The organism is Paracholeplasma morum (assembly GCF_016907055.1).
Lineage (GTDB): Bacteria > Bacillota_I > Bacilli_A > Acholeplasmatales > UBA5453 > Paracholeplasma > Paracholeplasma morum.
Window position 1 is genome coordinate 164,756 of the sequence record NZ_JAFBBG010000001.1, and the last position, 24,496, is coordinate 189,251.

Genomic DNA, 24,496 nt, shown 5'->3' on the forward strand with positions numbered 1-24,496 from the left:
ACGATTGCAAAGGCCCTATATGTATGTTATATTATTAGTGCTTGTGATTAAAATTCAAGGAGTGAAAAAAGTGAACAAAACTAATCTCATCAAGAAGTTAGCTGCCCTAACATTATTAGTAACAGGTGCACTAACACTCGCTGCATGCGGCGACAAATCATTAAAAACCCCTTATGGAGACCTTAAGGACACTGTCTATTTAAGTGGGGAAGGTTACAGCATCACAGAAAAAGAATTATACGAAGAAATGCGTTTAAGTAGTTCATCTATTTTAATTGAAATGATTGAAAAAGAACTATATAAAGACGAATTAGCTACAATCGAAAGCAACCTTTCAACATACAAGGAAGACTTAGTGAAACTAGCTAACGAAGCAATCTTTGGCATTACTGACTTAGATACACTAAAAAAATTAGATGCTAATGTGATAACTCAAAAAGTGTTATCATTCATTGATTCCTTCTATTTAGTGGGTATTAATATTACAAAAGAAGATATTAATGCGGTCGATTTTGAAAGTCACAGTAGCAAGGTTCTTGACTATTACAAACTAAGTGTTGCGAAAAAGCTTTATGCTAAATCCATCTTAGAAAAAGAAATCGTTGATAAGAATTCAACTAGTTTCATTGATAAAGATAAAGACCTACAAACTTACTTTGCAGCAAACGTTCAAAATGACTATGACATGAGCGCAATCACAATTCGTTTTGCAAACCTTAACGAAGCAAACGCTACATTGCGTCATTTCAGCATTAAAGCACTACGTGGTTTATGGTATCAATTACCAGATCCAAGAAAAGCTGCTTTAAATCCTGATAATGAACTACACAAATATGCGCTAACTGTAATGGCGGATCTTGGTATCGAAAATGATGGTAAAGTTTCTGATAAAGATTACCAAAACTACTACAATGCATACAGCATTAATGATGCTAGATCACCAATTTCTCAAGCAGACATCGCATTAACTGAAGATGAAACATTAAAGAAATTCATTGAAATCTATAACTACATCTACAGTTACCGTGATCCAATTGATACAAACTACACAGTAGAAACATTATTAGCTGATTTGGACAATGTTGAAGTATTAACTAAAAAGTATGAAGATTTCAGTAATACAAGCTTACGTTCATACTTATACCAAACATTAAGCACTGAAGAAGGTCAAACAAGATTTACTTCAAGCCCAAGACAAACAAATAATTACTACCATTTAGTATTTAAACTTAAAGGCCATGACGACCAAGTTAAGACTTGGATGGATGCTGATAAGAAGTTAATCGTTTATACAGAAACTAACGAATTAACTGAAAAAGCACAAGAAATCTATAACAAGGTTATGGAAGCTAAATTAACTAAGAGTTATATTACAGCTAAATCTACTGAAAGACTTAAAGAACAAAACATCGTAATTTATGATGAATTAGTTGAATTATATCTATCTCAAAGTTTAAGCACTGTAAAACTTGCTTCTAAATCAAGTAAAGATGTTGTTGTAAAATACGGAGACCAATCCATTACTGTTCGTAAGTTCTATGAAGAACTAGAAAAGAAATTGGGTGTATCTGTAGCAATCGACTTAGCAATCAAAGAAATTCTAAAAGCTTCTGAATACACAGAAACGATTACAGCTGACAAGCGTAAAGAATTCAAGACAAACATCGAAAACATCATTAAACAATTTGGACAAAACTACTATGCAAGCTCTGGATATCCAGCAGAAATTGGTAGAAAGAATTTCTTAATGTTAGCATTCCGTGCTGAATCAATCGATGAAGCTATTGAAAATGTATTTGTTGCAAGTGCCTTAGAAGAAGCTTACTTAGCAGACTTCGAAAAACACTTCGGAACAGACGTATATTCAAAACTTGTAGGTGTTGCAAACAAACTACAAGACCAATACTTCTCATTAGCAGCTTCTCATTTACTAATTTTCGTTGATATGGATGAAGATGAAAATCCGGATGATCCAAAAGATTTCTTCGAAGAATTATCTGTTGCAAAACAAGATGAAACTAAAGCACTAGTAACTGAATTAATGCAAGTTATCTATGACAGAGCTACTACTTATTCCTCGTTCTCTACTGGTTTATCAGCAATCGTTGATGAATTCAAGACTGCAGGAAGACTTGTACCAGAGTCATGCACAGTTGCTCCACTTGACGTAACTCCAGAATGCCGTTGGGCTAAATACAAAGCTGCTGGTTTAAACATCATGTTTGAACCACTAAATGCTATCACAAATAGTACAAACACACTTGGTTCTAAACAACCACTTGACCAAAAGTTCTATGATAGAGCAGTTGAAGTATATACAAGAGTTAAAGAAGAGTTCTATGACGCAGATAACAAATTCCCATCTCAAGAACTTGACGTTAGACCAACAAATTATGATTCATTATTAGAATCTTCATTCGGATGGCACTTAATTTTAGCAACTGGTGGTCAAGTATCCACTTCAGCTAAATTCACTGCAGCTGATGACACTAAGAAAGAATCCACTGATGAGTATTACATCTACGAACATATTAAATATGAAGACAAAGATGGTAACGAATATTTCTTAAATGCTCATAACGCAAATGATGCTATATCTGTTGATCAAGCTAGAATCTACATCAATGAAATCAAAGATGAATATGGTGTTCAAAACTTACCATCAAAGGTTAAGACAACAATTACATCATACTTCGCTCCAGTTTACACAAAATATGTAGGTGAAAATACTCAATTACACTTACTCTACAAATTATTAGGTACAACAAACTATAACTTTGCTAATGCAGACAATAACGCAAAAGCAGCAAGACTAGTTGAAATTAACCAAGACCAATTCTTCTCATACGACTTCGAAAATGAATCATTCAACGAAGTATATGGCAATTGGTGGACATTATTTGCATAATAATTAAACCCGTCAGCTTGACGGGTTTTTTTTATAGTCGCATTTAGAAGTTAAAAAAAGACCAAAATGAATTGGTCTAGAATTTGTGTTTATATACTCTTGATTTATCTAATACAGGAATCGATTGAGTAAAATCACCTGCATCTGTTTTCGCTAATTCTTCTCCAAGAACAGTGAATTTGGAATCGATCGTATCGATATACCAAATTAAAATTGCTTCAGGCGTCATTGGTTTCTTAGCCGCACCAAAGTTTGGTAAACCATGATGAGATAGTAAGATATGCGTTAACATTAACACTTCTTCCTTATCAACTAAATCAAGTTTACGAGCCATTTCTTTTATCTTCATTGCTCCTAATACTAAGTGACCTACTAACTGGCCTTCTAGGGTGTATTCTCCACCTTCAAATCCATTTAGTTCATCTACTTTACAGATGTCATGTAACAGGATACCAGCAATTAATAAGTCTTTGTTTAAGTATGGATAAATTTCCTTAAAACGCATCGCAATATCGATCATTGTTTTAGTATGATAGGCTAATCCACCGATATATGCATGATGAAATCTTACTGCAGCCGGATACATGTAAAAGCTGTTCTCATATTCTTGATAGACGCCTTTGGTAATTTTTTTGATCGTTTCGTTTTCTAATTGGTCTAGAAAACCTTGAATAGAGTCTTTCAATACTTTCATATCAATTGGGGCATATTCATAAAACGATGCCAGTTCCAACTTAAGTAAAATAGGGTCTTTAATGTGTTCAAATATTCCTACAAAATCAACCACTTTAAGTTGTTCTTTTTCATTATGAGTATAAGTTTCCACGGTAAAATGGTAAGTTTTCCCTAGTTCAAGACGCTTAAGTTGATCTTGATCAAGCTTAAGGTTTTTCTTTTCACCATCTTTAAGTAAGACATTAATATTTTGAAATTCTACTCCCACATTCATGGTTTCTACTTTTGCATTAAATTCCATATTATGCCTCCTTCACGAATAGATAAACACCAGGCGTGTTTACTAGGTAATGATTAACTTTCTCAGATACTCTTTGTTTCCCATCAAATATACATTGATAATGGTCTCCAACCGGGAGTAGTTCGTCTATATATGAGTTCTTGAAGAATACTTTGATCGTTTGATTAAAGCCGGTTAAAACAAATTGAACTGTGGTTGTTTGAACCGATTGTTCAACAATTCTTATTGACTGTTTAATGTCAGTAACTTGACGTAATCTAAATAGTTTATAGTCTTTTCTAATGTTGATTAAATCTTTTACAGATTCGACTAAGTCGATATGTTTTTCTCTTAACGTCCAGTCGACTTGGTTAATAGAATCTGGTGATTTATATGAGTTTTCAACTCCATTTTTGGATCTTAAGAATTCTTGACCTGCATGAATAAATGGAACACCTTGAGATAAAATCACAAAAGCTAATCCTAATCTAGCATAGTCCTTAATCTCTTTTTCGCTCGGATTTTTTAGTAGTACCTTAGCGCGATCATAGAACGTGTGGTTATCATGACATTCGATATAGTTGATCGATTGATTTGGATTAAAGAAACGGTATTGGTCTACAGCGCTTCCTGTAAATAAGTAGAATAAATCTGCATTAGAGACTTTTCCACCAAGGGCAAATCCCAAACTAGAGCTAAATGTTCCACCTTTTATTTGTTCTCTAAAGGCATCATTAAAATGCGCAATATAAGGCATAAATTGTTGGTTTCCCATGTGACTTCTCTTTGTATCAGGTAACGTATTAGCCATAATCCAACCTTCACCATAAACAAATGCACTTGGATCAATGGATTTGACTAATGCATCTACTTTATTCATCGTTTCGATGTCTAAAAGTCCCATCAAATCAAATCTAAACCCATCAATATGGTAAGTATTCATCCACCATTTAATTGAGTTTAGAATAAAGCGTTGCATCATTGGACGTTCACTTGCGATATCATTCCCACAACCTGAAACTTCCGTTCTAATACCTTTAGAATCAAATCGGTAAAAATACCCTGGAACAATCTTTTCAAATGGGAAAGTCCCCATGTCATAAACGTGATTATACACCACATCCATGTTTACTCTTAACCCTGCACCATGATATTCATCGACAAGTTTTCTCAGTTCATTGATTCTTGCGTAAGCATCTTCTGGTGCTTTTGAATACCATCCTTCAGGTACATTATATTGACTTGGATTATATCCCCAGTTATACTCTAAGTCTTTTTCTACTTCATCAGTGCCTTCAAAATCATAAACTGGCATTAATTGCACATGCGTAATTCCAAGGTCTTTAATATGGTTAATACCTTCGTTTGCTAGATCTTCATGCATACCTTCATAAAGCCCCTTATTCAAAGCTTTAGAGGTGCTTGAAATGGTATAGTCCCTTACTGATACTTCATAGATAATCGCATCTACTTTTCTGCCAGAGAACTCTGGCTTAGTGTTTTTAAATGAATAGAACTTGTTAGTATCGACAACAAAGTTATATTCACCGTTTGCGTCAGACGCAATCGCGTAAGGATCAGTTGTAACATTAAATGTTTCATTAACTCTAACACGGTAACGGTACTTATATCCATCTAAGTTTCCAAAGACCGTTAAAGCCCATACACCACGTTCTTGGTATTTTAAATCAATAAATTGTTTGATCCCTTTTAAGTCAATTAGCTCAAGCTCAATTTCTTTAGCTACAGGACTCCACAATTTGAAAGTTGTGCTTATTTCTGTGTAAGTAATCCCAAGATCATCTTCATCATAGTCATACATCATATCGAATAGTTCAGTTCTAACAATACTACCAGTTCTTAAAAACGATTGATTTTTCGCTTCATCAAATATCATGTAGTTTTGATTTAGGTATATGTTATCATTGATTGAACAAGAGTATTTTACTTCTTGTCCAATTAATTCCTTAGTTAAAATGGTTAATGTGATGGTTTGGGATTCATTAACCAAAATGAATTTTTTGTGGTCATTATCTAATCTCTTTGGTACTAAGATACTAATTAAATTGAACCCGTCTAAATAAGAAAAGAAATCACTTTTCATGGTTTGCCTCTTTCTTTAAAACATACGCTTTAATCGAATCATATGTATTCTCAATTTTTTGTTCCAACACTAAAATAGTGAGTTCATCAATATACTTAGATACCCATGCCCCTTGTTTTTTATTTAGAAGTTGAATGAGATCATTTGCTCTAAACTTCAAGTCTAGAGAACTCTTAATTGGTAATGTTTCAAAACGCTTTTCCAAGGCTTGTTTTTGAAAGGGTGTATAATTCAAAAGGAATGAAACCTTATTAGCTAGAAGACAGATTTCTAGGCCATATGTGAATAAATCCACATCGGTTAAAGGTCTTCTCATGTTGACAAGGTGTACAGTTTTCTCGTATTTGTTCTTAGCAACATTAGAGAATTTCCATTCAGAAGGAACGCTTCCGTTTAATGTAAAACATAATGCGAAGAATGTATCGATGAAAAGCGGTTCTTTTTGAGTTTCTACAATATATTTAATCCCTTTATCTAACCCCGGAAGTATCCTTGATATACCGGTTGTATCTAGGGTTTTAAGTGCCTTCAGTTGTTCTTTTTCTTTTAAGATTTTGAGTGTTTCATTTAGCACACGTTCTTTAGCCAAATTATGAATCAACTCTTTTTGCTCTTCCATAGCTGTTCTTGTGTTCTTCTCTATTTGGAAACCGAATTTCGCTTGGAAGTAAACTGCACGTAAGATACGTAAAGCATCTTCATTAAAACGTTCAGTCGGTTCGCCAATGGCTCTAATCATTTTATTCTTTATATCGTCTTTTCCACCAACATGGTCGAATATTTGCATGGCATCATTCATGACCAAACCATTGATGGTAAAATCTCTTCTTTTAACATCTTCTTCAACTGTTAAAACTTCTTCTACAGTTTCAGGATGTCTATTGTCTATGTATACGCCATCTTTACGATAAGTAGTAATTTCTATACTATAGTTTTCGTTTGGAATGCTTACTGTTCCGTATTGAATGCCAGTTGGTTTTGCTTTCTTAAAAACCTTCATTACTTCATGAGGTTTCGCGTTAGTTGTTATATCGATATCATTGCTATCTTTTTTCATCAAATAGTCTCTTACACATCCACCGACAAAAAAAGCCTCATATCCTGATTTCTTCAAAGCTCTTAAAACATACATTGCATCTTTAATAGTTGCCATTAATATCACCTTTCATATTATATCATAATATGGTCGTAAATAGAAAAAAAACAGTCTTATTCAGACTGTTCATTTGTTTCTTCAACCGTTTCCACAGAGTGGATTGTAAGTAATACTTGATCGATTCTCTTTTCATCCATTTTCTCTACTTTGATTGAATATTTATCAAAATTTAGAATGATGTCATCTTGTTCATTTGGAATATACCCAATGTGTGACAAGACAAAGCCAGCAATCGTTTCGTATTCATCATCTTCTTTAATATCAAGATTCAAGGACTCGTTGATTTCTTCGATGGAAATCAATCCGTTAATTAAATATTGGTTAGGCGCAATTTCTTTGATGTCAGATTCTTCTTCATCATACTCATCGTAGATATCACCCATAATTTCTTCAATTAAATCTTCGATTGTAACAATTCCTTGAAATCCACCATATTCATCCACTAAAATCCCCATATAATTTTTGGAGGCTTGCAGTTCTCTGAATAAAGCATTGATCTTTTTACGAGAAGGGACAAAATAAGGTTTGTTAATAATTTTTCTTAAATCGATATTGTCAAATCCAACTCTTCTAGCTTCTCTAAAAACGTCTTTAATATAGATTATACCGATGATATCATCTGGTGATTCATTATATACTGGAATACGAGAGTAGTTTTCCTCAATCATTTGATCAATGGTACTTTGTGAAAACTCATTGATATCAATCATAAACACTTCGGTACGAGGTGTCATAATTTCTTGTGCTGTAATATCGTTAAACTCAAATATTGAGCTTATCATTTCTGATTCTTCTTCGTTAATACCACCGAACTCAGCCGATGATTCAATGATAGAAATAATTTGTTCTTCTGATACTGCTTCAGCGCGTTCTTTAGGATTTATCCCGAACAATCTTAAGAAAAGATTTGTGATTGCAGTGCTTATCCAAACAATCGGTGATAAAATAGCCATCGCAACTAAAAGGGTTTTATAGGTTCTAAATGCTGTGGTTTCTGGATGTCTCGAAGCGATTCTTGAAGGAACTAGTTCACCTAAAGAAAGGGTAACAATCGATAAAATGATTGTAAACACAATAAATCCAATAATATCAGAAGCATTGACATTTAAACCAGTTAGTTTTGATAACCAGTTTCCAAAATCATCTACGATGTATCTCGCAGCAATAGCACTCGTAAAGAATCCCAATAAAGTAGTGCTCACTTTAATGGTAGTAATGATTTTCTTTGAGTCTAAATCCAGTTCTAAGATTTTTTTGGCTTTCTCGTTACCTTCTTCAGACATCGTTTTTAATTTGTTTTTATTCACAGATACAATCGCCGTTTCGCACAAGGCAAAAAAAGCGTTTGTAGAGATAAGTACAACCAATAATAAGATTATCAGCGGCAGTTCCATATAGTTTTCAATTCTCCAATCTTTGGCAAGATTATAACATTTTCGGCTATTAAAGTCAAAGTTTTAAACAATTTTTGTTTATTTTCGATATTATTTTACCATTTTTTTTAGGTAGAATCATGCTTTTGGATGTTGTTTATACATGAACATTACAAATACTATAAATAAAACAGATAGCACAGCAAAGGAAATGAGCGATTGTAAAATCCCTTGAGGTGCGTAACTTGCGATCAGTAATATTGGTAGTCCGAATAGAATTGCGGTAGTTGTACCGGTGACTAAATCGGTTGCTGCAGGCGTTTTGTAGTAAGGATCCACTTCTCTAAGTAAAGCGATTCCCGAAGATGCAGTACCTGTTAACATCCCATACATACCAGCAAATGCTTCTAAAGCATATTCCTTATATATACGTTTAGTCAAATAGTGTAAGTAAATCATTGTTAATACACCACCTACGGTTGAGATGAGTAGGAATGCAATCCAAATATTGCCGGATAAATCTTCTACATTAATGGCTAATATTGAAGAAATAACCATCACATCAAATACAACCCCTGCAATACGGTTTAACATAAAGTTATTTGGGTATTGACGAGTCATTAATCCGGTTTTTCTTAAATACACAAATAATTTCTTCGCAACAATCGCTAATACCATACCAAATATAAAGTTAAATCCCCAAATAAGTGGATTGACCATTTTATAGATGCCATCATTTAAAGATACCAGTTTGGATAAACCGAACATCATTAGTAAAGTTGCACCATAAACAGCTAGTATTAGGGCAATTTGAACCGTCATCTTATCCATTGATTCTGCAACTGGTATTTCATCAGGTGTTTCGATTTCTTGAAGCGATGTAAGTGTAGAAACGCGTTCCTCACCAGTTACCTTCATCTTCTTAAAACGGTTTAGATAGAATACGCCACCGATTGAAGCCCAAATGAAGCCCATTGAAGCCATTGCTAACCCATAGGATTGAGCACCTTGAAAACCATTTGGATCAAACAGTTCATAAATTAACCCAAAGTTATTGGCTTGCCCTGGCCCTTGGCCATAACCGAATGGCAATAGTAACCCGGTAGCAAGTCCTGGACCTGTTTTAAATACAGGTAAAACCGTATAGGCAAGTAATAAAGTGATACCTATCCCGATAATTCCTTGTAGTAAGTAAGTTGAAACTATAACCATTCCATTATAGTAACTGTGTGCTTTATTTGTCTTAATTTCAATCTTCTCATTGATCTTAAGTCCCATCGCAATAAACCCGATGGCTAAAGTGTGATAAGTAACTAAATTTAGAAACTGGTTAAATAGTTCTAGGTTGGCCATCGAGAGTATGATATCTCTAGACGCTAGCGGTTTTACAAGTAACTCCTTGAGTACTAATCCTAATAACCCCGCAATAACTGCTGTTGGTAATAATGATTTTCTAAAAATAGGAATTTTACGTCTGATGGTATTACCCACCAACATTAATATACTTAATGTAACTAAATAGAGGATTGCTGTCCATGTAGAAGAGGACTCATAATTCTGAATCATAATTCAACACCACTTTCTGATATGCCTTCGCAAACATAACGTATTTCAATGCACAAAACCTTTCATTTCCTGTGAAAAAAATGGTATGTTCGTTAGTCTTATTATAACAAATAAATGTATTTGAGTATTGTACAGCTGGATAAATATCGTCATACTTCCATATAATGGTTTCGTTATTCATCGTATATGAAAAATGATCCTTATACAAACTTAAACTGGTTTCACCCAATAACTTCTTCTTTCGTCCTTTTAATTCATATAGCGAAACCACATCTACCGAAAGAACCTTGTCATCCGATGAATGGATCACTTCTTCAACTACTTTCGATTGGAAATTATACCAATCCGTGGTTCTTTCAAAGTACTGAGTTCCACCTAAGTTTTCTAGCAACCCATAGTGGTTGTACTTGAGTTTTAAAGCTGAACTTGTGTCATAAACATAGTCACCTTCTGAGTAAATGGTTCCTAACTTCTTAGTTACTGGAGATATGAAAAAGGCTCTTTCGATGTACTCAGCTTTATCTTTACCTTTAAATGGACGGGGATTGATTTTTTGCATATCAAAGTCGTTCACACCCAACCCACTAACGATATGATTGTAAATCTCATCGATAGACAAATCTTTATAGTCTTCATAAGTCCATGTTTGATGAACGTATCCTCTGACTTTTCCTCTTCTATATTTCTTACTCCAACGAGGCGATGTTAAATATCCGCCTTCGATTCGATAAAAAAGCACCGGAAGTTTTAATAGCTTAACAAGCTTGGCAGTAGAAAAAGGAATGGTCATCGGTTTTCCACTAAACGTTCTGTTCCCTTCTGGGAAAATCCCAATTGAACCACCAGACTTCGAAACTCTAATCATGTTTTTTACTGTATCTGTATCTGCCTTATACTTAGATTTGGATATAGGCTGAACGAGATAAGAAATGATTTTTGAAAGTACTGGAATTGTGAATATCATATCAGAGGCCACAAAGTAGATTGGCTCTCTAAAACTCAGGGCAAGCATGAAAGGGTCGGCATTCATGGTATGATTACCTAGGATTAGGTATGGACCTTTGACATCTTTGTTTCGGTATTTTTTACCCCAATAACGATATCTAATCCATATTCCAATCCGGAAAAGTGGCCTAAATAACGTATAAAAGAGCACATGTCTAAATCTTTTTTTCATTGGTTTCCTCCAATTGTTTGATATAATGAATGAGGTGATACTATGAAATATATCCAGTTCCCTATTCAAAATGAGTTAATCATTGATAAGTCACGTTTTATTACAAATATATATCCGGTTAAGTCACTTGAGGATGTCTTAGCCATTTTAAGTGAGACCAGAAAAACTCATCGTGATGCCAATCACAATTGTTATGCCTACATTTTAAATGAGGGTAAAGAAGTGAAAGCAAGCGATGATGGAGAACCTTCTAAAACGGCTGGAGTGCCTATTTTAGAGGTTTTAAAGCACCATGAGTTAACGGATTGCCTTTGTGTGGTAACACGTTATTTTGGCGGTGTTAAACTCGGTGCGGGGGGATTAATCAGAGCCTATTCTAACAGTACATCCAAAGCGCTTGAACAGGCAGTATTTTTCAAAAAAGAACTGAGAAAAAAACTAGAACTTAATCTATCTTATCCTTTATATGATGGGTTTATGCACCATTTTAAAGATAACATGGAAATAGTAGAACAATCCTTTAAAGAAAACATCACCCTAATCGTAGTCTTAAATGGGGTTGATGTCTCAGATATAAAAGACAAATACCATCAAATCGACGTTTTCGATATGGGTGAAGTTATTGTATCAGTTAAGTTGGAATAGTTCAAATACTCTTTCAATAAACGAGGCAATCAAATGCGCGCCAACTAATGCGATGACCACATAAAACGACTTGATTTGCCAGACTTTATTTTGCTTAAAAGCCTTCTCAAAATTAGAGGCTTTCAAGATTTCAATCATCCAAACTGCACTAAGCAACAAGGCAATTAAATAGATTTGATTATTCATAAGTCCTCCAAATGCGTTTAACGCATTTTTTTATTTTGTACCAAAGAGACGATCTCCGCAGTCACCTAGTCCTGGAATGATGTATCCTTTTTCATTAAGTTTTTCATCCATTGCAGCTAGATATATATCTACGTCAGGATGATCCGCCTGGAGTTTCTTAACGCCTTCTGGACAGCCTACAAGACCAACGAATCTTATGTCGGTTGCACCACGTTTTTTTACCATTGTGATTGAAGCTGATGCTGAACCACCTGTTGCTAACATAGGATCTACGATTAGAACCGTTGAGATGTTCATATCTACCGGAAACTTCGCAAAGTACTCATGTGGTTCGAGCGTTTCTTCATCACGATATACGCCAACATGTCCAATACGAGCGTTTGGAATGATATTATGAATGCCTTCAACCATGCCGAGTCCAGCACGTAATATTGGGACAATCACAACTGGTTTCTTAAGAACATTACAAATGGTTTTTTGAATAGGAGTTTCTACTTCTTTTGGAACCGTTTCAAAGTCTCGAGTAATTTCATAAGTGATTAGCATTCCGATTTCAGATACGGTTTCACGGAACTGTTTTGTTTCTGTCTGTTTATCACGTATTTTCGCCATCTTGTGATCAATTAATGGGTGGTTTACAACAACCACTTTACTCACAAGAATGCTCACTTTCGTATTTAGACATTTTATCTAGTCTATTTTGATGGCGAGATTCAAATACTTCATTTTTAAATGCTTCTACCATTTCAATGGCTTTATCGACAGGGGTTGTTCTACCACCTAAAGCGATTACGTTTGCATTATTGTGTTGTCTTGCTAGTGTAGCTGTGTGAACATCATAAACTAGAGCACATCTAACACCTTTAACTTTGTTAGCAGATATGCTAATCCCAATGCCTGTGCCACAAATCACAATCCCAAACTCGAAACCGCCTTTTACGACTGCTTCTCCAACTGTGATGCCGTAATCTGGATAATCAACGGACGCTTCTCCATTGGTCCCAAAATCTTTATAGGCATAGCCTTTTTCATTAAAATACTCAATTAAAGCTTGTTTTAGTGTATAACCGCCATGGTCACTGCCAATTGCTATCATATACATTCTCCTTTTAAGTTTTATCAGTATTAGTATAACATTTTTTCATATCTTATACACAAAAAGAAAACACCAAGGCTAAAAATGCTTTGGTGTTCATACTATATTGTGTATTTATCTGATTTTTTACGTTCGTTTGTTTTTAAGATACGTTTTCTTAGACGAATGTTTTTTGGCGTAATCTCAACTAATTCATCGTCATTGATGAATTCTAAACATGCTTCTAGGGATAACTCTCTAGCTTTCTTTAAAACAACAGTCGAATCCTTTGAAGAGGATCTCATATTGGTTAATTGTTTTTCTTGAGTCACGTTAACAGCTAAATCAAACTCTTTATTTGCCTCACCTATAATCATGCCTTCATAAACGTTAACACGTGGTTCAACAAACATCGTTCCACGGTCTTCAAGACGACCAATCGCATAAGCCGTTGTCATACCTTCAAGAAGGGAAACGAGCGCACCAGTTTGTCTTGAACCAACCTCTACGTGTTCGATAGGTCTATATTCTAAGTAAGAGTGCGAAATGATTCCATAACCTTTAGTTGCTGTCATGAAATCCGTCATGAATCCTATTAATCCTCTTGAAGGCATCGTATATGTTAATCTTGATTGATTAACATGGTTATGCATGTTATTCATAATGCCTTTACGGCTACCAAGCATTTCAATAACGGTTCCAACCACTTCGTTTGGACAGTCTACTTGTACGAACTCATATGGTTCATGAGGCACACCATTTATCGTTTGAATGATAACTTGTGGTCTAGAAACTTGGAACTCAAATCCTTCTCTTCTCATATTTTCAATTAGAATACCTAAATGGAGTTCGCCTCTTCCAGATACGATCCATTCTTCTTTTCCACCAAGTCTTTCCACTTTAAGTGAAACGTCTTTTTGGATTTCTTTAAATAATCTTTCTTCGATTTTTGAAGCAGTAACAAATTTACCTTCTTTACCTGCAAATGGGCTGGTGTTTGTTCCAAACGTCATTTGAACAGTGGGTTCATCAATGTGTAGGATTGGAAGTGCTTCTTCGAACCCAACTTCACACACAGTTTCACCAACGTTAATGTCAGTTAACCCTGCGATTGCAACAATATCTCCTGCATAAGCTTCTTCAACTTCTACACGGTTTAAACCAATGAAAGAAAACAGTTTTTGTATTCTAAATGGTTTGATGGTTCCATCAAGTCTAACGCATGATACTTGTTGGTTAACTTTAATGGTCCCTCTATTGATTTTACCAATCCCAATTCTTCCAACATAATCGTTATAGTCTAACAGTGCTGGTTGAAATTGCAGTCTTGAATCTTTATCTTGATTAGGTTTTGGACAATGCTTTATAATGGTTTCTAATAGAGGTTTCATGTCTTTCGCATCTGTAAATTCGTGATTAAAGGATGATAGTCCTCTAATACCTGATGCATAGACGATTGGGAAGTCTAGTTGTTCATCGTTGGCACTTAGTTCAACGAATAAATCAAACACCTCATTAACGGATTCAAGCGGTCTTGCGAATTGTCTGTCAACTTTGTTAATAACAACAATAGGTTTTACATTAGCTTCTAGTGCTTTCTTCAAAACGAAGCGAGTTTGTGGCATCGCACCTTCATAGGCATCAACAACTAATAAAACGGCGTCAACCATTTTCATGATTCTTTCTACTTCACCACCAAAGTCAGCGTGACCTGGGGTATCTAAAATATTGATTCTGTAACCTTTATACTCAATTGCGGTATTTTTAGCAAGGATTGTAATACCTCTTTCGCGTTCAATATCGTTTGAGTCCATTGCACGTTCCACGATTTGTTCGTGGGCGTTTCTCTTTTCTGATTGCTTTAATAATTCATCTACAAGCGTCGTTTTACCATGATCGACATGGGCAATGATTGCGACATTTCTTATTTCCATATTCTCACTTCTTTCTAAAAGCCTTTTACATTATAGCACACTCTATAAAGTCTGATATTTTTTTTAACTTAATTATAGAAAAAAAGCGTTTTTATAAGGAAAGCAAAGAAAAAACCTCGTATTACAACGCTTTATTGTGCGTTATAACCCAGAGAGGTTAAGTGTTTAGATAAACAATTACTTAAATAGATTGCTTTTTGATCTTGTATAACTCTTCGACGGCAAAATGAAGTTTTGTAACAACTTTCTTTTGATTAATAGGATAGATGTAGTATGTATTGTCATTAGTCGATAAATCAATACAATCCCCTTTACCTTTATAGTTGTATTCTATATGTAATCCATACATAGAAAGTGGTTCTTTTATGAGTTCAAATGGTTCATTGTTAACCGTACCAGTAAGTCTAAACCCATTTAAGTCATGAATGAGTTTCATCTTGCCGAGTTTATGGAATCCTTTGGCATTTGGAAGGCTTTCTACATACACTTCATCTTCAAAATAGTATGTCCCGTTATCGATTTGTTTTCGGACTTCTTGTCTTTCGAACTCATACCAATCTGGGATATGTTCAAACTTGGTTTCTCCGGTTGTAGCTTTAAGTCTTCCATAGGTATCTTGTAGGTAAGTTTTGCCACAAGCATCACAAGTGATTTTGTTCAAACTTGAAGTCATCACATGTTCTTTCTTGCATGCAGGACATTGATACAATACACTATCAATCCCTTGCATACGATTCTTATCTTTAATTTCAATCTTATTATCTAATTGATATTTGTATTCATCGTAAACAAAGGCTTGATTAATTCTTTGATTGATTTCATTAACGCTTATGGATTCGATATCCTCTTTTGTAATAATTTGAGTCATATCTGCAGTAAGGTTATGATGCGTCTTCAGTTTAAGGTTCCATTGTGGTTGACTTAAATAATTTCCGTGCATGTTTAATACCACTACTGGATAACCTAAGCTTCTTACTAATTTGCCTAATGAATCAGGCAATATGGCGTTAGTACCCACAATTGAGTATCTAGCTTCAGGATAGATTGCAACAACCCCTTTTAAGTCATCTAAAACATACTTGATGTGTTTATATAACTTGATGTCGTTGGTAAACTTCCTTTTACAGATAGCACCCACACTACGCAATAAGGTTTCTCCAAATAAAAAACCATCGATTGCAACGATAAAATTAAGTCTAGTAGGAAAGGTTGCGGCAGTTGTAACTTTGAAATCTAAAAATGCATGATGTGTACACAGTAAAATATAGGGTGGTTTTAACCCTTCCATATTGATTTTATTGATGGTTAGTTTTCTCTTCCAAACAGTTGGATATGATAAAGCCCACGCGAGAGGCATTAAGATACGTTTTTCCCTAACTGGCTTTTTTGCCATGTCAAACGGAGTTAAGTCCGGTTTTTTCATTTACTCATCCCCTTAATTAATCGTATTATACCACAAAGAAAAACAAAAAAAGAATAGAGCTTTTTCCATTCCTTTTTGAAGTCTTTATATTTGAAAATCTGGTGCTAAAATCGCTTCTATTTGAGACTGAGTAATTGAACCTACCCTTAAATACTTAATCTTTTCTTCAGTCAGATCCACAGTAGTAGAAAGCATGTTTAGATTATAGTCCTCATAGTCTTCGTATATGAAGTCTACTTTATCCTGATAAGTCTTATTGATTTCTTCAATATCCATCATTGGGGTTAGTCGATCTAAACTAATAGAGGTTGTTACTAGTGGTCCGTTTTGTTTGATAAGTCTAAGAGCGGCATTATGATTTGGAATTCTAACACCAATAACCTCTTCGCCAGTTTTCTCATAATGAGATCTTGAGCTCTTAAGTATGATGGTTAATGCTCCTGGCCAGAAAGCCATCATAAGGCGCTTGGCGCGTTCATCGATAATTGCTAGGTCATTGACTGATACCAATGTATCACATAATACTGCAAAATAATGATTACTGCTCTCATTCTTTAGGGCGCGGATTTTGACCAATGCTTCATTATCGTATAGTCTTGAGGCAAACCCATATACCGTATCGGTTGGGAAAATAACCACAGAGCCATCCGTCATGAAACCTTCTTCAAGTGAGTATTCATCGACCATCATTATCATTCACCTACTTTAATAAATGTCATTCTATCCTTACCAGATAAGTCTTTTATCTGAGTGATTTTGGCACCCGATATGTAGTGATTAACCAGTGCTTTAATTTCTTCATTTTTATCATAAGCATGTTCAAATGCAATTAATCCATTTGGTTTTAAGTAATTTAAGGCATCTTTTAATATACGTTCGTAGAAAATAAGACCTGTATCCCCACCAAACAAAGCAATATTTGGTTCATGCAACAATACAATTTTTTCTACATCTTCACTACTTGGAATATAAGGTGGATTGGAGACGATAATGTCAAACTTCATGCCTTGAAAAGGCTTTAGCAAGTCACCTTGTCTAAAACTAACATTCCCACCTAACTTCTCATTATTCTTTTTAGCTACTTCGAGTGCTTTATCGGAAATATCACTTGCATAAACAGTCATTTTGTCTTCTTCTTTAGAAAGGGTGACTGCGATACATCCTGATCCTGTCCCAATGTCAACCACATCTACTTGTTGTCCTTTAAAGTAATCATCATAGAAGTATAAAACATTTTCAACCAATTCTTCTGTTTCTCTTCTTGGGATTAAAACGTCGTTATTTACAATAAAGTCATATCCATAGAACGTTTGATATCCCATGATGTGTTGCATAGGGACAAAACGCTTTGTATAATCCTCAAGTGCTTTAAGAAAACTTGCCTCAATTTTCGAATCTACTTCTGATTCAAAATCTAGATAGAACTGTGCAGCTGTTTTATTTGAGAAATGCATTAATAAGAACTTAGCTACTTCTAGTTCTAAGCCGCTCTTCTCAATTTCTTTTTCAGCATGTCTTAATAGTGTCTTATACGTCATGTTTTTCTCCGACTAATTGTCTTCTTTGGAATTCATTAAGAAGTGGTTCTAACACCAATTCCAGTCTGCCTTCCATAACAGCATCTAAACGTTGTAAAGTTAAATTAATGCGGTGGTCGGTGATTCTATTTTGAGGGTAGTTATAAGTTCTAATCTTTTCTGAACGGTCTCCTCTACCAACCAATGAACGTCTTTGAGAGGATTCTTTCTCATTTTGTTCTTGTAAGATTTTGTCATAGATTCTAGTTTTAAGTAGTCTAAATGCTTTATCTTTGTTTTCGTGTTGGCTCTTACCTTCTTGGCAGGCAACAACGGTATTGGTTGGAATATGAGTTAATCTAACCGCTGATTTAGTGGTATTAACAGATTGTCCACCAGGTCCACTGGAGTTGTATGTATCAAAACGAATGTCATTCCAACTGATTTCAATTTCGACTTCTTCCGCTTCAGGCATAACTAACACGGTTGCTGTTGAGGTATGAATACGGCCTTGTGATTCAGTTTCTGGAACACGTTGAACACGGTGAACACCAGATTCATACTTTAAGAATGAATAAACGTTTTCACCACTAACCATGAATTCTAGTGCAGCAAAGCCGCCCATCGAACCTTCCATAGCGTTAAGTATTTCGATTTTCCATCCGTTCATTTCTGCATATTTCGAATACATTCTATAAAGGTCTCCTGCAAAGAGGTTTCCTTCATCTCCGCCAGCTGCCCCTTTGATTTCCACAATTACGTTCTTATCATCATTAGGGTCTTTTGGTAACAATAGTATTTTTAAGTCTTCCAATAGTTTTTCTATTTCTTCAGGCAAACCTTCTAATTCTAAAGATGCCATTTCTTGGATTTCCTTGTCTGAATCTTCTAACAATAAATTCAAAGATTCTTCCTGTTCAATTTTAGATAAGTAGAGTTTGTAAACTTCTACTGTGCGTTCCAATTGTCTTTGTTCTTTCAAAAGTTGTGTCATCTTCTTAATATCTGATGAAACTTGTGGATCCATAAGCAATTGGTTTAATTCTTCATATCGTTTTACGATTAAATCGAGTCTTTCAAACATATTATTCACTCCTAAGCCTTTTTTATCATATCACAAAACCTTAGATAATTCTATTATCTTATTTCTGTTTACATCACTTATTCACTATAGATTTCAATATGGTATAATAGAAACATAAATGGAGGTATCATAATGAACAAATTAGAACAACTACTAAACAAAGAGGTGTCCAACTTTGCAGTTCTTTACACTAAGTTGCACAACTACCATTGGTATGTAAAAGGCCCTTATTTCTTCCAATTACACGAGAAATTTGAGGAACTATATAATGAGGCTACAGAATTCTATGATGAGTTCGCAGAACGAATCCTAATGATTGGTGGAAAACCAGTTGCAACATTAAAACAATCCTTAGAACTTGCTACAATAGAAGAAGCATCAGGATTAGAAACCAAAGATGAAATGATCAAAGTCATCATCAGCGACTACAAACAGATTAATCAAGAATTACTTGAAGGTCTTGGCATCGCTGAAGAGCTTGACGATGATGTTACTGCAGATTTATTCACAACAACAAGAGCATCCTTACAAAAACACATCTGGATGTTATCTGAATTGCTGAAGTAACATATAAGCCGCTCTGATGCGGCTTTTATTTTATATTTTTTATAGAGGAGATATGATGAAAAAAAGAATTTTGGCTTCAATGCCGATGGTTAGTTTATTGTTATTTCTATGGGCTTGGTTATTCTTAGAGAAACTAGGTCTAGGTTTGAGTTTCTTCTTATTGGTGCCCCTCAGTGCGATGTTACTTACGGGAAACATATTCAAAAGACTCAACGAGGCAATGCCTTTTATCGCTTTGTTGGTGTTTTTATGGATTGGATTTACAACAGACATCTGGCATCCAACATGGGTAGTATTCTTCTTAATACCGATTTCTAACATCGTATTTGATCGAAAACTAGAGCCTAGAAGATTGGTAAGTTTAGCTGTAACCGCAGCTTACATTACACTTGGAATTATCTATGGATACTGGCATCCATATTGGATTATGTTCCTACTTATACCAATTATTAATACATTATTTTTCCCAAAGAAGAATGCTTATTTTACAGTAAATAGTAACTTTACATCCAGAGTTAGAAGAGTCATTAATGACGATGAGGATGAGCTTTAACAAATAGTCCAAACCGATTTAAGGTTTGGACTATTTCTTTAATCACGACCCATGTCTTCTTCTCTTCTTGTGATTGGAAGGAATCGTGAATATTCTTTTTCAAACTTGAATAGTAATACGTTACCAACAGACCCTTGTCTGTTTTTTGCGAAGGATAATTCTGTTTCGCCATTGTCTTCTTTGCCATGTGAATAATACTCATCACGATACAAGAATAGTACAATATCGGCGTCTTGTTCAATTGATCCGGATTCTCTTAAGTCTGCTAATACAGGACGTTTATCGTCACGTTTTTCAACGCCACGAGAAAGCTGTGATAACGCCATGACAGGAATCTTTAACTCTCTGGCCATTTGTTTTAGCTGTCTTGAGATCTTTGCAACTTCTTCTTGACGGTTTACACCGCCACCTTTTGACTCATCACCTTTAATAAGTTGAAGGTAGTCAATGACAACAAAATCGAGTTTGCTTTCTTGTTTTAGCTTACGACATTTAGAACGAATGTCTTGGACGGATATCGCAGATGAATCGTCAAAGAATACATTTAGTCTTCCAAGAGATTCTGCCGCTGAATCCACAAATTGCCATTCTTTTGGTGTTAATTCACCCGTTTTAATTTTACGGTTTTCGACACGAGACTCACTGGCCATCATACGACCAACAAGTTGTTCGTTTGACATTTCTAGCGAGAATACTGCAACTGCAGCTTTTTGATCTTTATTATGTTTTGCAGCATTAAGTGCAAGGTTCATCGCAAACGCACTCTTACCCATTGAAGGACGGGCAGCTAAAATAATAAGTTCTTCTGGTTGAAGTCCCGAAGTGATTTGGTCCATGATCCCAAAGCCTGTTGAAAGACCTGTTAAAGATCCTTTGTTTTTTCTGCTTTCGGCCTTTTCTTTAACCTCGTTAACCACTTCATTGATTCTAACAAACTCGCTTGCCTTACGTCTTCTAATTAATTCAAAGATTTTTTCTTCGGTGTCATCGATATACTCTGTTGCACGAATTTTATCATTAAAACCATCTTCGACAATTTGGCTTGCGGTCTTAATCATTGCGCGCTTAAGCGAGTATTCTTTAACAATATCTACATAAGCATCTAAATTGGTTGTCGTTGGAACTAAGTCAGTGATTTCAGATAGATAGGATACGCCCACGTCTCTCATTGCACCTAGTTGTGCTAGTTCAGTTGATACCGTGGTATAGTCCATTTTCTCTTCTCTTAAAAACAAATTCTTTAGCGCATAAAATATACGTTGATTTCGTTGATCATAAAAATCATCTTCGTTTAGTTTATCCATCAAACTAACCATTACTGCTGGGCTTAGAAATACTGACCCTAAAACGGACTGTTCTGCTTCTAAGCTATACGGCATGGTGCGACTCATATAATCACCTTATCTTTCTAATACATTAATTTCGAATTGCGCTTTAACATCTTTATGTAGGGATACACTTGCAGTATAAATACCTACAGAGTTAATGTCAGAAACAAGTTCAACTTTTTTCTTATCGAGACGAATACCTGTTTGTTCTTCAAACGCTTCAACTACTTGTTTGGTTGTAACACTACCGAACAATTTGCCATCGTTACCCATGTTAATATAAATCGTAACCGATTTGGACTCGATGTCTTGTTTAAGTTTGTTCATTAGTGCTAAATGCTCTTTTTCACGTTCTTTAATCATTTGTTTTTCTGTTTCCAAAGTTTTAATGTTTTCATCTGATGCGATAATGGCTTTAGCGCTAGATAATAAGAATTGACCATAACCATTGGCTACATCAATAATATCGTCTTTTTTACCTCTACCTTTCACGTCTTCAATTAAAATGACTTTCATTCTTTCGTCTCCTTCGTCATGTTCTCTTAATAATAGTGTCTTAAGTGTATCAAATACTTCTTCAGGTGATTGATTCTTGATTTGAGTAGCTGCAGAGTTAAGATGTCCGCCACCACCCATTTCTTCCATAATCACTTGTACGTTTACTTCATCATAACTTCTTGCGCTAATCCCAATAGAATCTTCGTCTACTCGAGCAATTGTAAAGCCTGCTTTTACCCCTTCAATATCCAAAATACGTTCTGATACTTGTGCTAACAATACGCGGTCTCTAATCTCTGTAGATTGATCAAATACTACCGCAAATCCTTTTGTAACCACAGTAACGTTTTGAAGTAATTCATTGATGAGTAAAGTTCTATCTAAATCCAGTCTCAACCATTCTTTAACTCTAACAGAGGAGGCTTCATGTTCTTTTAAGTATGCAGCCGCACCAAATGTTCTCATACCGGTACGGTAGGAGAAAACGTTCGTATCCACAAGAATACCACCATACATGATGGTTGCTTCAATCGGAAGTAAGTCGATGTCTTTTTGGTAGAACTCCATCATTTCTGCAACAAGTTCAACTGAGCTTGATGCGTATGGTTCAACATACATAAACTCACCATCAAATGTGTTTTCACTGTGTCTATGGTGATCGATAACTGCAACTTTACTTGCTTGATTATAAACATCGATGTTTGCGATGATATTTGGTGATTGTGTATCCACAATGACTACAAGTGTGTGTTCACCAATAACCTTTAAAGCATCTTTGGATTCAGTAAATGATTTAAATAATTCTGGATCTTCTTCTTTAATGTAAGGAATTAACTTCTTAACTGTATTATCCATTTCAGGTAAGTCAAATACGATTTTCGCATCCACTTTGCTTGCAACAGACATTCTAAACACGCCAATCATGGCACCTAGTGCATCAATATCGGCTTGTTTATGGGCAATAATCACTACGTTGGAACTGTTTTCTAATAGTTCTCTAAAGTTCTGTGATTGAACACGAACGTGTACTCTTGAACTCTTTTCTGAAGCATTGGTTTTACCACCAAAATATGCAATCTTTTCGTTTTGAATGTTAACTACTGCCTGGTCACCACCGCGTTTTTCAGCAAGTTCAATTGCATTTTGGGCAAGTGTCCCCAATTCTTCAAAGGAAACTTCCCAAGAAGCAATCCCAATTGAAGCAGATACTCTAATTCTATGTTTAGAAGATACCTCACGAATGCGGTTTAATATCTCAAACTTATTTTGAATTACTTTTTGAAGTTCTTCATAATGCATTGCGATAATCATTCTGTCTTCAGTATAAAGTTTCAAATACCCTTTATGTTCTTGAATCCAGTCAGTGATGATACCTAAGTATTCACCACGAATATTTGATCTTTCGTAGATGTCAAATCCTGAAAGTGCCTCTTCAACGTTGTCTAGGTAAAGTACTCCGAGTGCTGTTGAACGTGATTGGTATTTTTCTTTAATCTCTTCACGACTCGTTACATCGAAAAGATAAATTACTTGGTTTTTTAAACTGCTAATCGCATCATACTTCTTATTACCGACTGTAAATAATAAAGCCGCTGAACTGGATTCTATGTTTTGATCAAATACAGGATTAAGTTCTTTAAGTAGATGATTTTCAATATCGAATCCAAACACTTTATTAGCATATGGATTACTCCATTTCACGGTGTGTGTATCTTTGTCATACAGCAAAATACCGATTGGAAGTTCGTTAAAAGCTTCATCTCCAATTTGTTTAACATGGTAAGATAAGCTTGACCAAGCGGTTAGTCTGTTATTTAATGATTTAATTTTTTGCTTTCGATTGTTATTTAGTATAAATTCGATTGAAATAACGATAAAACTGATGAATATCACAATCAAAATATAGTATATTAAAAAGTCTCTATCGTTAAATGCGCCTTCTTGGTAAGCAATAACGCCAGAAACAATGAAACCCGCAATCGATAAAATTAATCCAATAATGCGTTTCATATATCCACCCACTTTATAATAGTATACCAAAATCAGCCTTTTATATCAATATAAAAGGGTGACTTAGAATGATTAGAATCTTGTTCTATTGAAACTTAAAACGATCGATAAACAGTAAATATTTCCTTTGAAATGAACTTAATCTATTGAAATAAGTATACAAAAAAACCACTATTTCTAGTGGTTTATATTAGTATCGTACTATTCTTTAACGAATGGTAGTAATGCCATATGTCTTGCACGTTTGATTGCGACTGCAAGTGGACGTTGCCATTTAGCTGATGTTCCAGTTACACGACGAGGTAAAATTTTGCCTCTATCAGAAATGAAACGCTTTAATAGTTCAACATCTTTGAAATCGATATGATCAACTTTTGCTTGTGTAAAATAGCATACTTTACGACGTCTTTTAAATCCGCCTCTTTGTTGCATATTAA

General features: G+C 34.9%; 21 protein-coding genes. 4 read left to right on the plus strand and 17 right to left on the minus strand.

Annotation, left to right across the window (positions count from 1 at the left end; genetic code table 11):
- Positions 1-70 precede the first annotated feature (70 nt).
- Positions 71-2,908: a hypothetical protein gene (locus tag JN09_RS00765; protein ID WP_204431891.1), complete on the plus strand. Its 2,838-nt coding sequence runs from the start codon at positions 71-73 to the stop codon at positions 2,906-2,908.
- Positions 2,909-2,984: 76 nt separating this feature from the next.
- Here the strand turns inward: JN09_RS00765 and JN09_RS00770 are convergent, their stop codons facing one another.
- The 6 genes from JN09_RS00770 to JN09_RS00795 form a co-directional block, all read right to left on the minus strand.
- The gene (locus JN09_RS00770) at positions 2,985-3,884 is read right to left on the minus strand and encodes an HD domain-containing protein (protein WP_204431892.1); all 900 of its coding nucleotides are present in this window, start codon (positions 3,882-3,884) and stop codon (positions 2,985-2,987) included.
- Between the two features lies 1 nt (position 3,885).
- The gene (pulA, locus tag JN09_RS00775; RefSeq protein WP_204431893.1) at positions 3,886-5,967 is read right to left on the minus strand and encodes a type I pullulanase; all 2,082 of its coding nucleotides are present in this window, start codon (positions 5,965-5,967) and stop codon (positions 3,886-3,888) included.
- Complete coding sequence (locus JN09_RS00780; RefSeq protein WP_204431894.1) at positions 5,957-7,120, minus strand: CCA tRNA nucleotidyltransferase; 1,164 nt, start codon at positions 7,118-7,120, stop codon at positions 5,957-5,959. Before JN09_RS00780 ends, pulA begins: the two co-directional genes overlap by 11 nt.
- Positions 7,121-7,176: 56 nt before the next feature.
- Positions 7,177-8,517, minus strand: a complete 1,341-nt coding sequence (locus JN09_RS00785) for a hemolysin family protein (protein ID WP_204431895.1) — start codon at positions 8,515-8,517, stop codon at positions 7,177-7,179.
- A 117-nt stretch (positions 8,518-8,634) separates the two neighbouring features.
- Entirely contained in the window at positions 8,635-10,062 is a 1,428-nt protein-coding gene (locus JN09_RS00790) for a sodium/glutamate symporter family protein (protein WP_204431896.1), read from the minus strand.
- Positions 10,046-11,239, minus strand: a complete 1,194-nt coding sequence (locus JN09_RS00795) for a lysophospholipid acyltransferase family protein (RefSeq protein ID WP_204431897.1) — start codon at positions 11,237-11,239, stop codon at positions 10,046-10,048. Before JN09_RS00795 ends, JN09_RS00790 begins: the two co-directional genes overlap by 17 nt.
- A gap of 42 nt (positions 11,240-11,281) precedes the next feature.
- Between JN09_RS00795 and JN09_RS00800 the strand changes: the two genes are divergently transcribed.
- Positions 11,282-11,884 carry an IMPACT family protein gene (locus tag JN09_RS00800; protein ID WP_204431898.1) on the plus strand — a complete coding sequence of 201 codons (603 nt, stop codon included), beginning with the start codon at positions 11,282-11,284 and terminating at the stop codon, positions 11,882-11,884.
- Here the strand turns inward: JN09_RS00800 and JN09_RS00805 are convergent.
- The 8 genes from JN09_RS00805 to prfA form a co-directional block, all read right to left on the minus strand.
- Positions 11,867-12,070 (minus strand): DUF1146 family protein, encoded by a 204-nt coding sequence (locus JN09_RS00805; protein WP_204431899.1) that lies wholly within the window; start codon positions 12,068-12,070, stop codon positions 11,867-11,869. The two genes, JN09_RS00800 and JN09_RS00805, sit on opposite strands and share 18 nt — an antisense overlap.
- A 30-nt stretch (positions 12,071-12,100) precedes the next feature.
- Entirely contained in the window at positions 12,101-12,727 is a 627-nt protein-coding gene (upp, locus tag JN09_RS00810) for a uracil phosphoribosyltransferase (RefSeq protein WP_204431900.1), read from the minus strand.
- Complete coding sequence (gene rpiB / locus JN09_RS00815; protein ID WP_204431901.1) at positions 12,720-13,166, minus strand: ribose 5-phosphate isomerase B; 447 nt, start codon at positions 13,164-13,166, stop codon at positions 12,720-12,722. Before rpiB ends, upp begins: the two co-directional genes overlap by 8 nt.
- A 101-nt stretch (positions 13,167-13,267) precedes the next feature.
- The gene (gene typA / locus JN09_RS00820; RefSeq protein WP_204431902.1) at positions 13,268-15,079 is read right to left on the minus strand and encodes a translational GTPase TypA; all 1,812 of its coding nucleotides are present in this window, start codon (positions 15,077-15,079) and stop codon (positions 13,268-13,270) included.
- Positions 15,080-15,260: 181 nt separating this feature from the next.
- Entirely contained in the window at positions 15,261-16,502 is a 1,242-nt protein-coding gene (locus tag JN09_RS00825; protein ID WP_204431903.1) for a lysophospholipid acyltransferase family protein, read from the minus strand.
- 84 nt (positions 16,503-16,586) lie between these two features.
- Positions 16,587-17,192, minus strand: a complete 606-nt coding sequence (locus tag JN09_RS00830; protein ID WP_204431904.1) for an L-threonylcarbamoyladenylate synthase — start codon at positions 17,190-17,192, stop codon at positions 16,587-16,589.
- Positions 17,193-17,194: 2 nt separating this feature from the next.
- Positions 17,195-18,040, minus strand: a complete 846-nt coding sequence (gene prmC / locus JN09_RS00835) for a peptide chain release factor N(5)-glutamine methyltransferase (protein WP_204431905.1) — start codon at positions 18,038-18,040, stop codon at positions 17,195-17,197.
- Entirely contained in the window at positions 18,030-19,103 is a 1,074-nt protein-coding gene (gene prfA / locus JN09_RS00840; RefSeq protein ID WP_204431906.1) for a peptide chain release factor 1, read from the minus strand. The genes prmC and prfA overlap by 11 nt, the downstream gene beginning before the upstream one ends.
- Before the next feature lie 132 nt (positions 19,104-19,235).
- On the opposite strand from prfA, the gene JN09_RS00845 reads away from it, so the two are divergent.
- Positions 19,236-19,670, plus strand: coding sequence for a Dps family protein (locus tag JN09_RS00845; protein WP_204431907.1), 435 nt, complete (start codon positions 19,236-19,238; stop codon positions 19,668-19,670).
- 55 nt (positions 19,671-19,725) lie between these two features.
- Entirely contained in the window at positions 19,726-20,223 is a 498-nt protein-coding gene (locus tag JN09_RS00850; protein ID WP_204431908.1) for a hypothetical protein, read from the plus strand.
- Between the two features lie 38 nt (positions 20,224-20,261).
- Here the strand turns inward: JN09_RS00850 and dnaB are convergent, their stop codons facing one another.
- The 3 genes from dnaB to rpsR form a co-directional block, all read right to left on the minus strand.
- Positions 20,262-21,614: a replicative DNA helicase gene (gene dnaB / locus JN09_RS00855; protein WP_204431909.1), complete on the minus strand. Its 1,353-nt coding sequence runs from the start codon at positions 21,612-21,614 to the stop codon at positions 20,262-20,264.
- A gap of 9 nt (positions 21,615-21,623) precedes the next feature.
- Positions 21,624-24,059, minus strand: a complete 2,436-nt coding sequence (rplI, locus tag JN09_RS00860; protein WP_204431910.1) for a 50S ribosomal protein L9 — start codon at positions 24,057-24,059, stop codon at positions 21,624-21,626.
- Positions 24,060-24,260: 201 nt separating this feature from the next.
- Positions 24,261-24,491 (minus strand): 30S ribosomal protein S18, encoded by a 231-nt coding sequence (gene rpsR / locus JN09_RS00865; RefSeq protein ID WP_204431911.1) that lies wholly within the window; start codon positions 24,489-24,491, stop codon positions 24,261-24,263.
- Positions 24,492-24,496 lie beyond the last annotated feature (5 nt).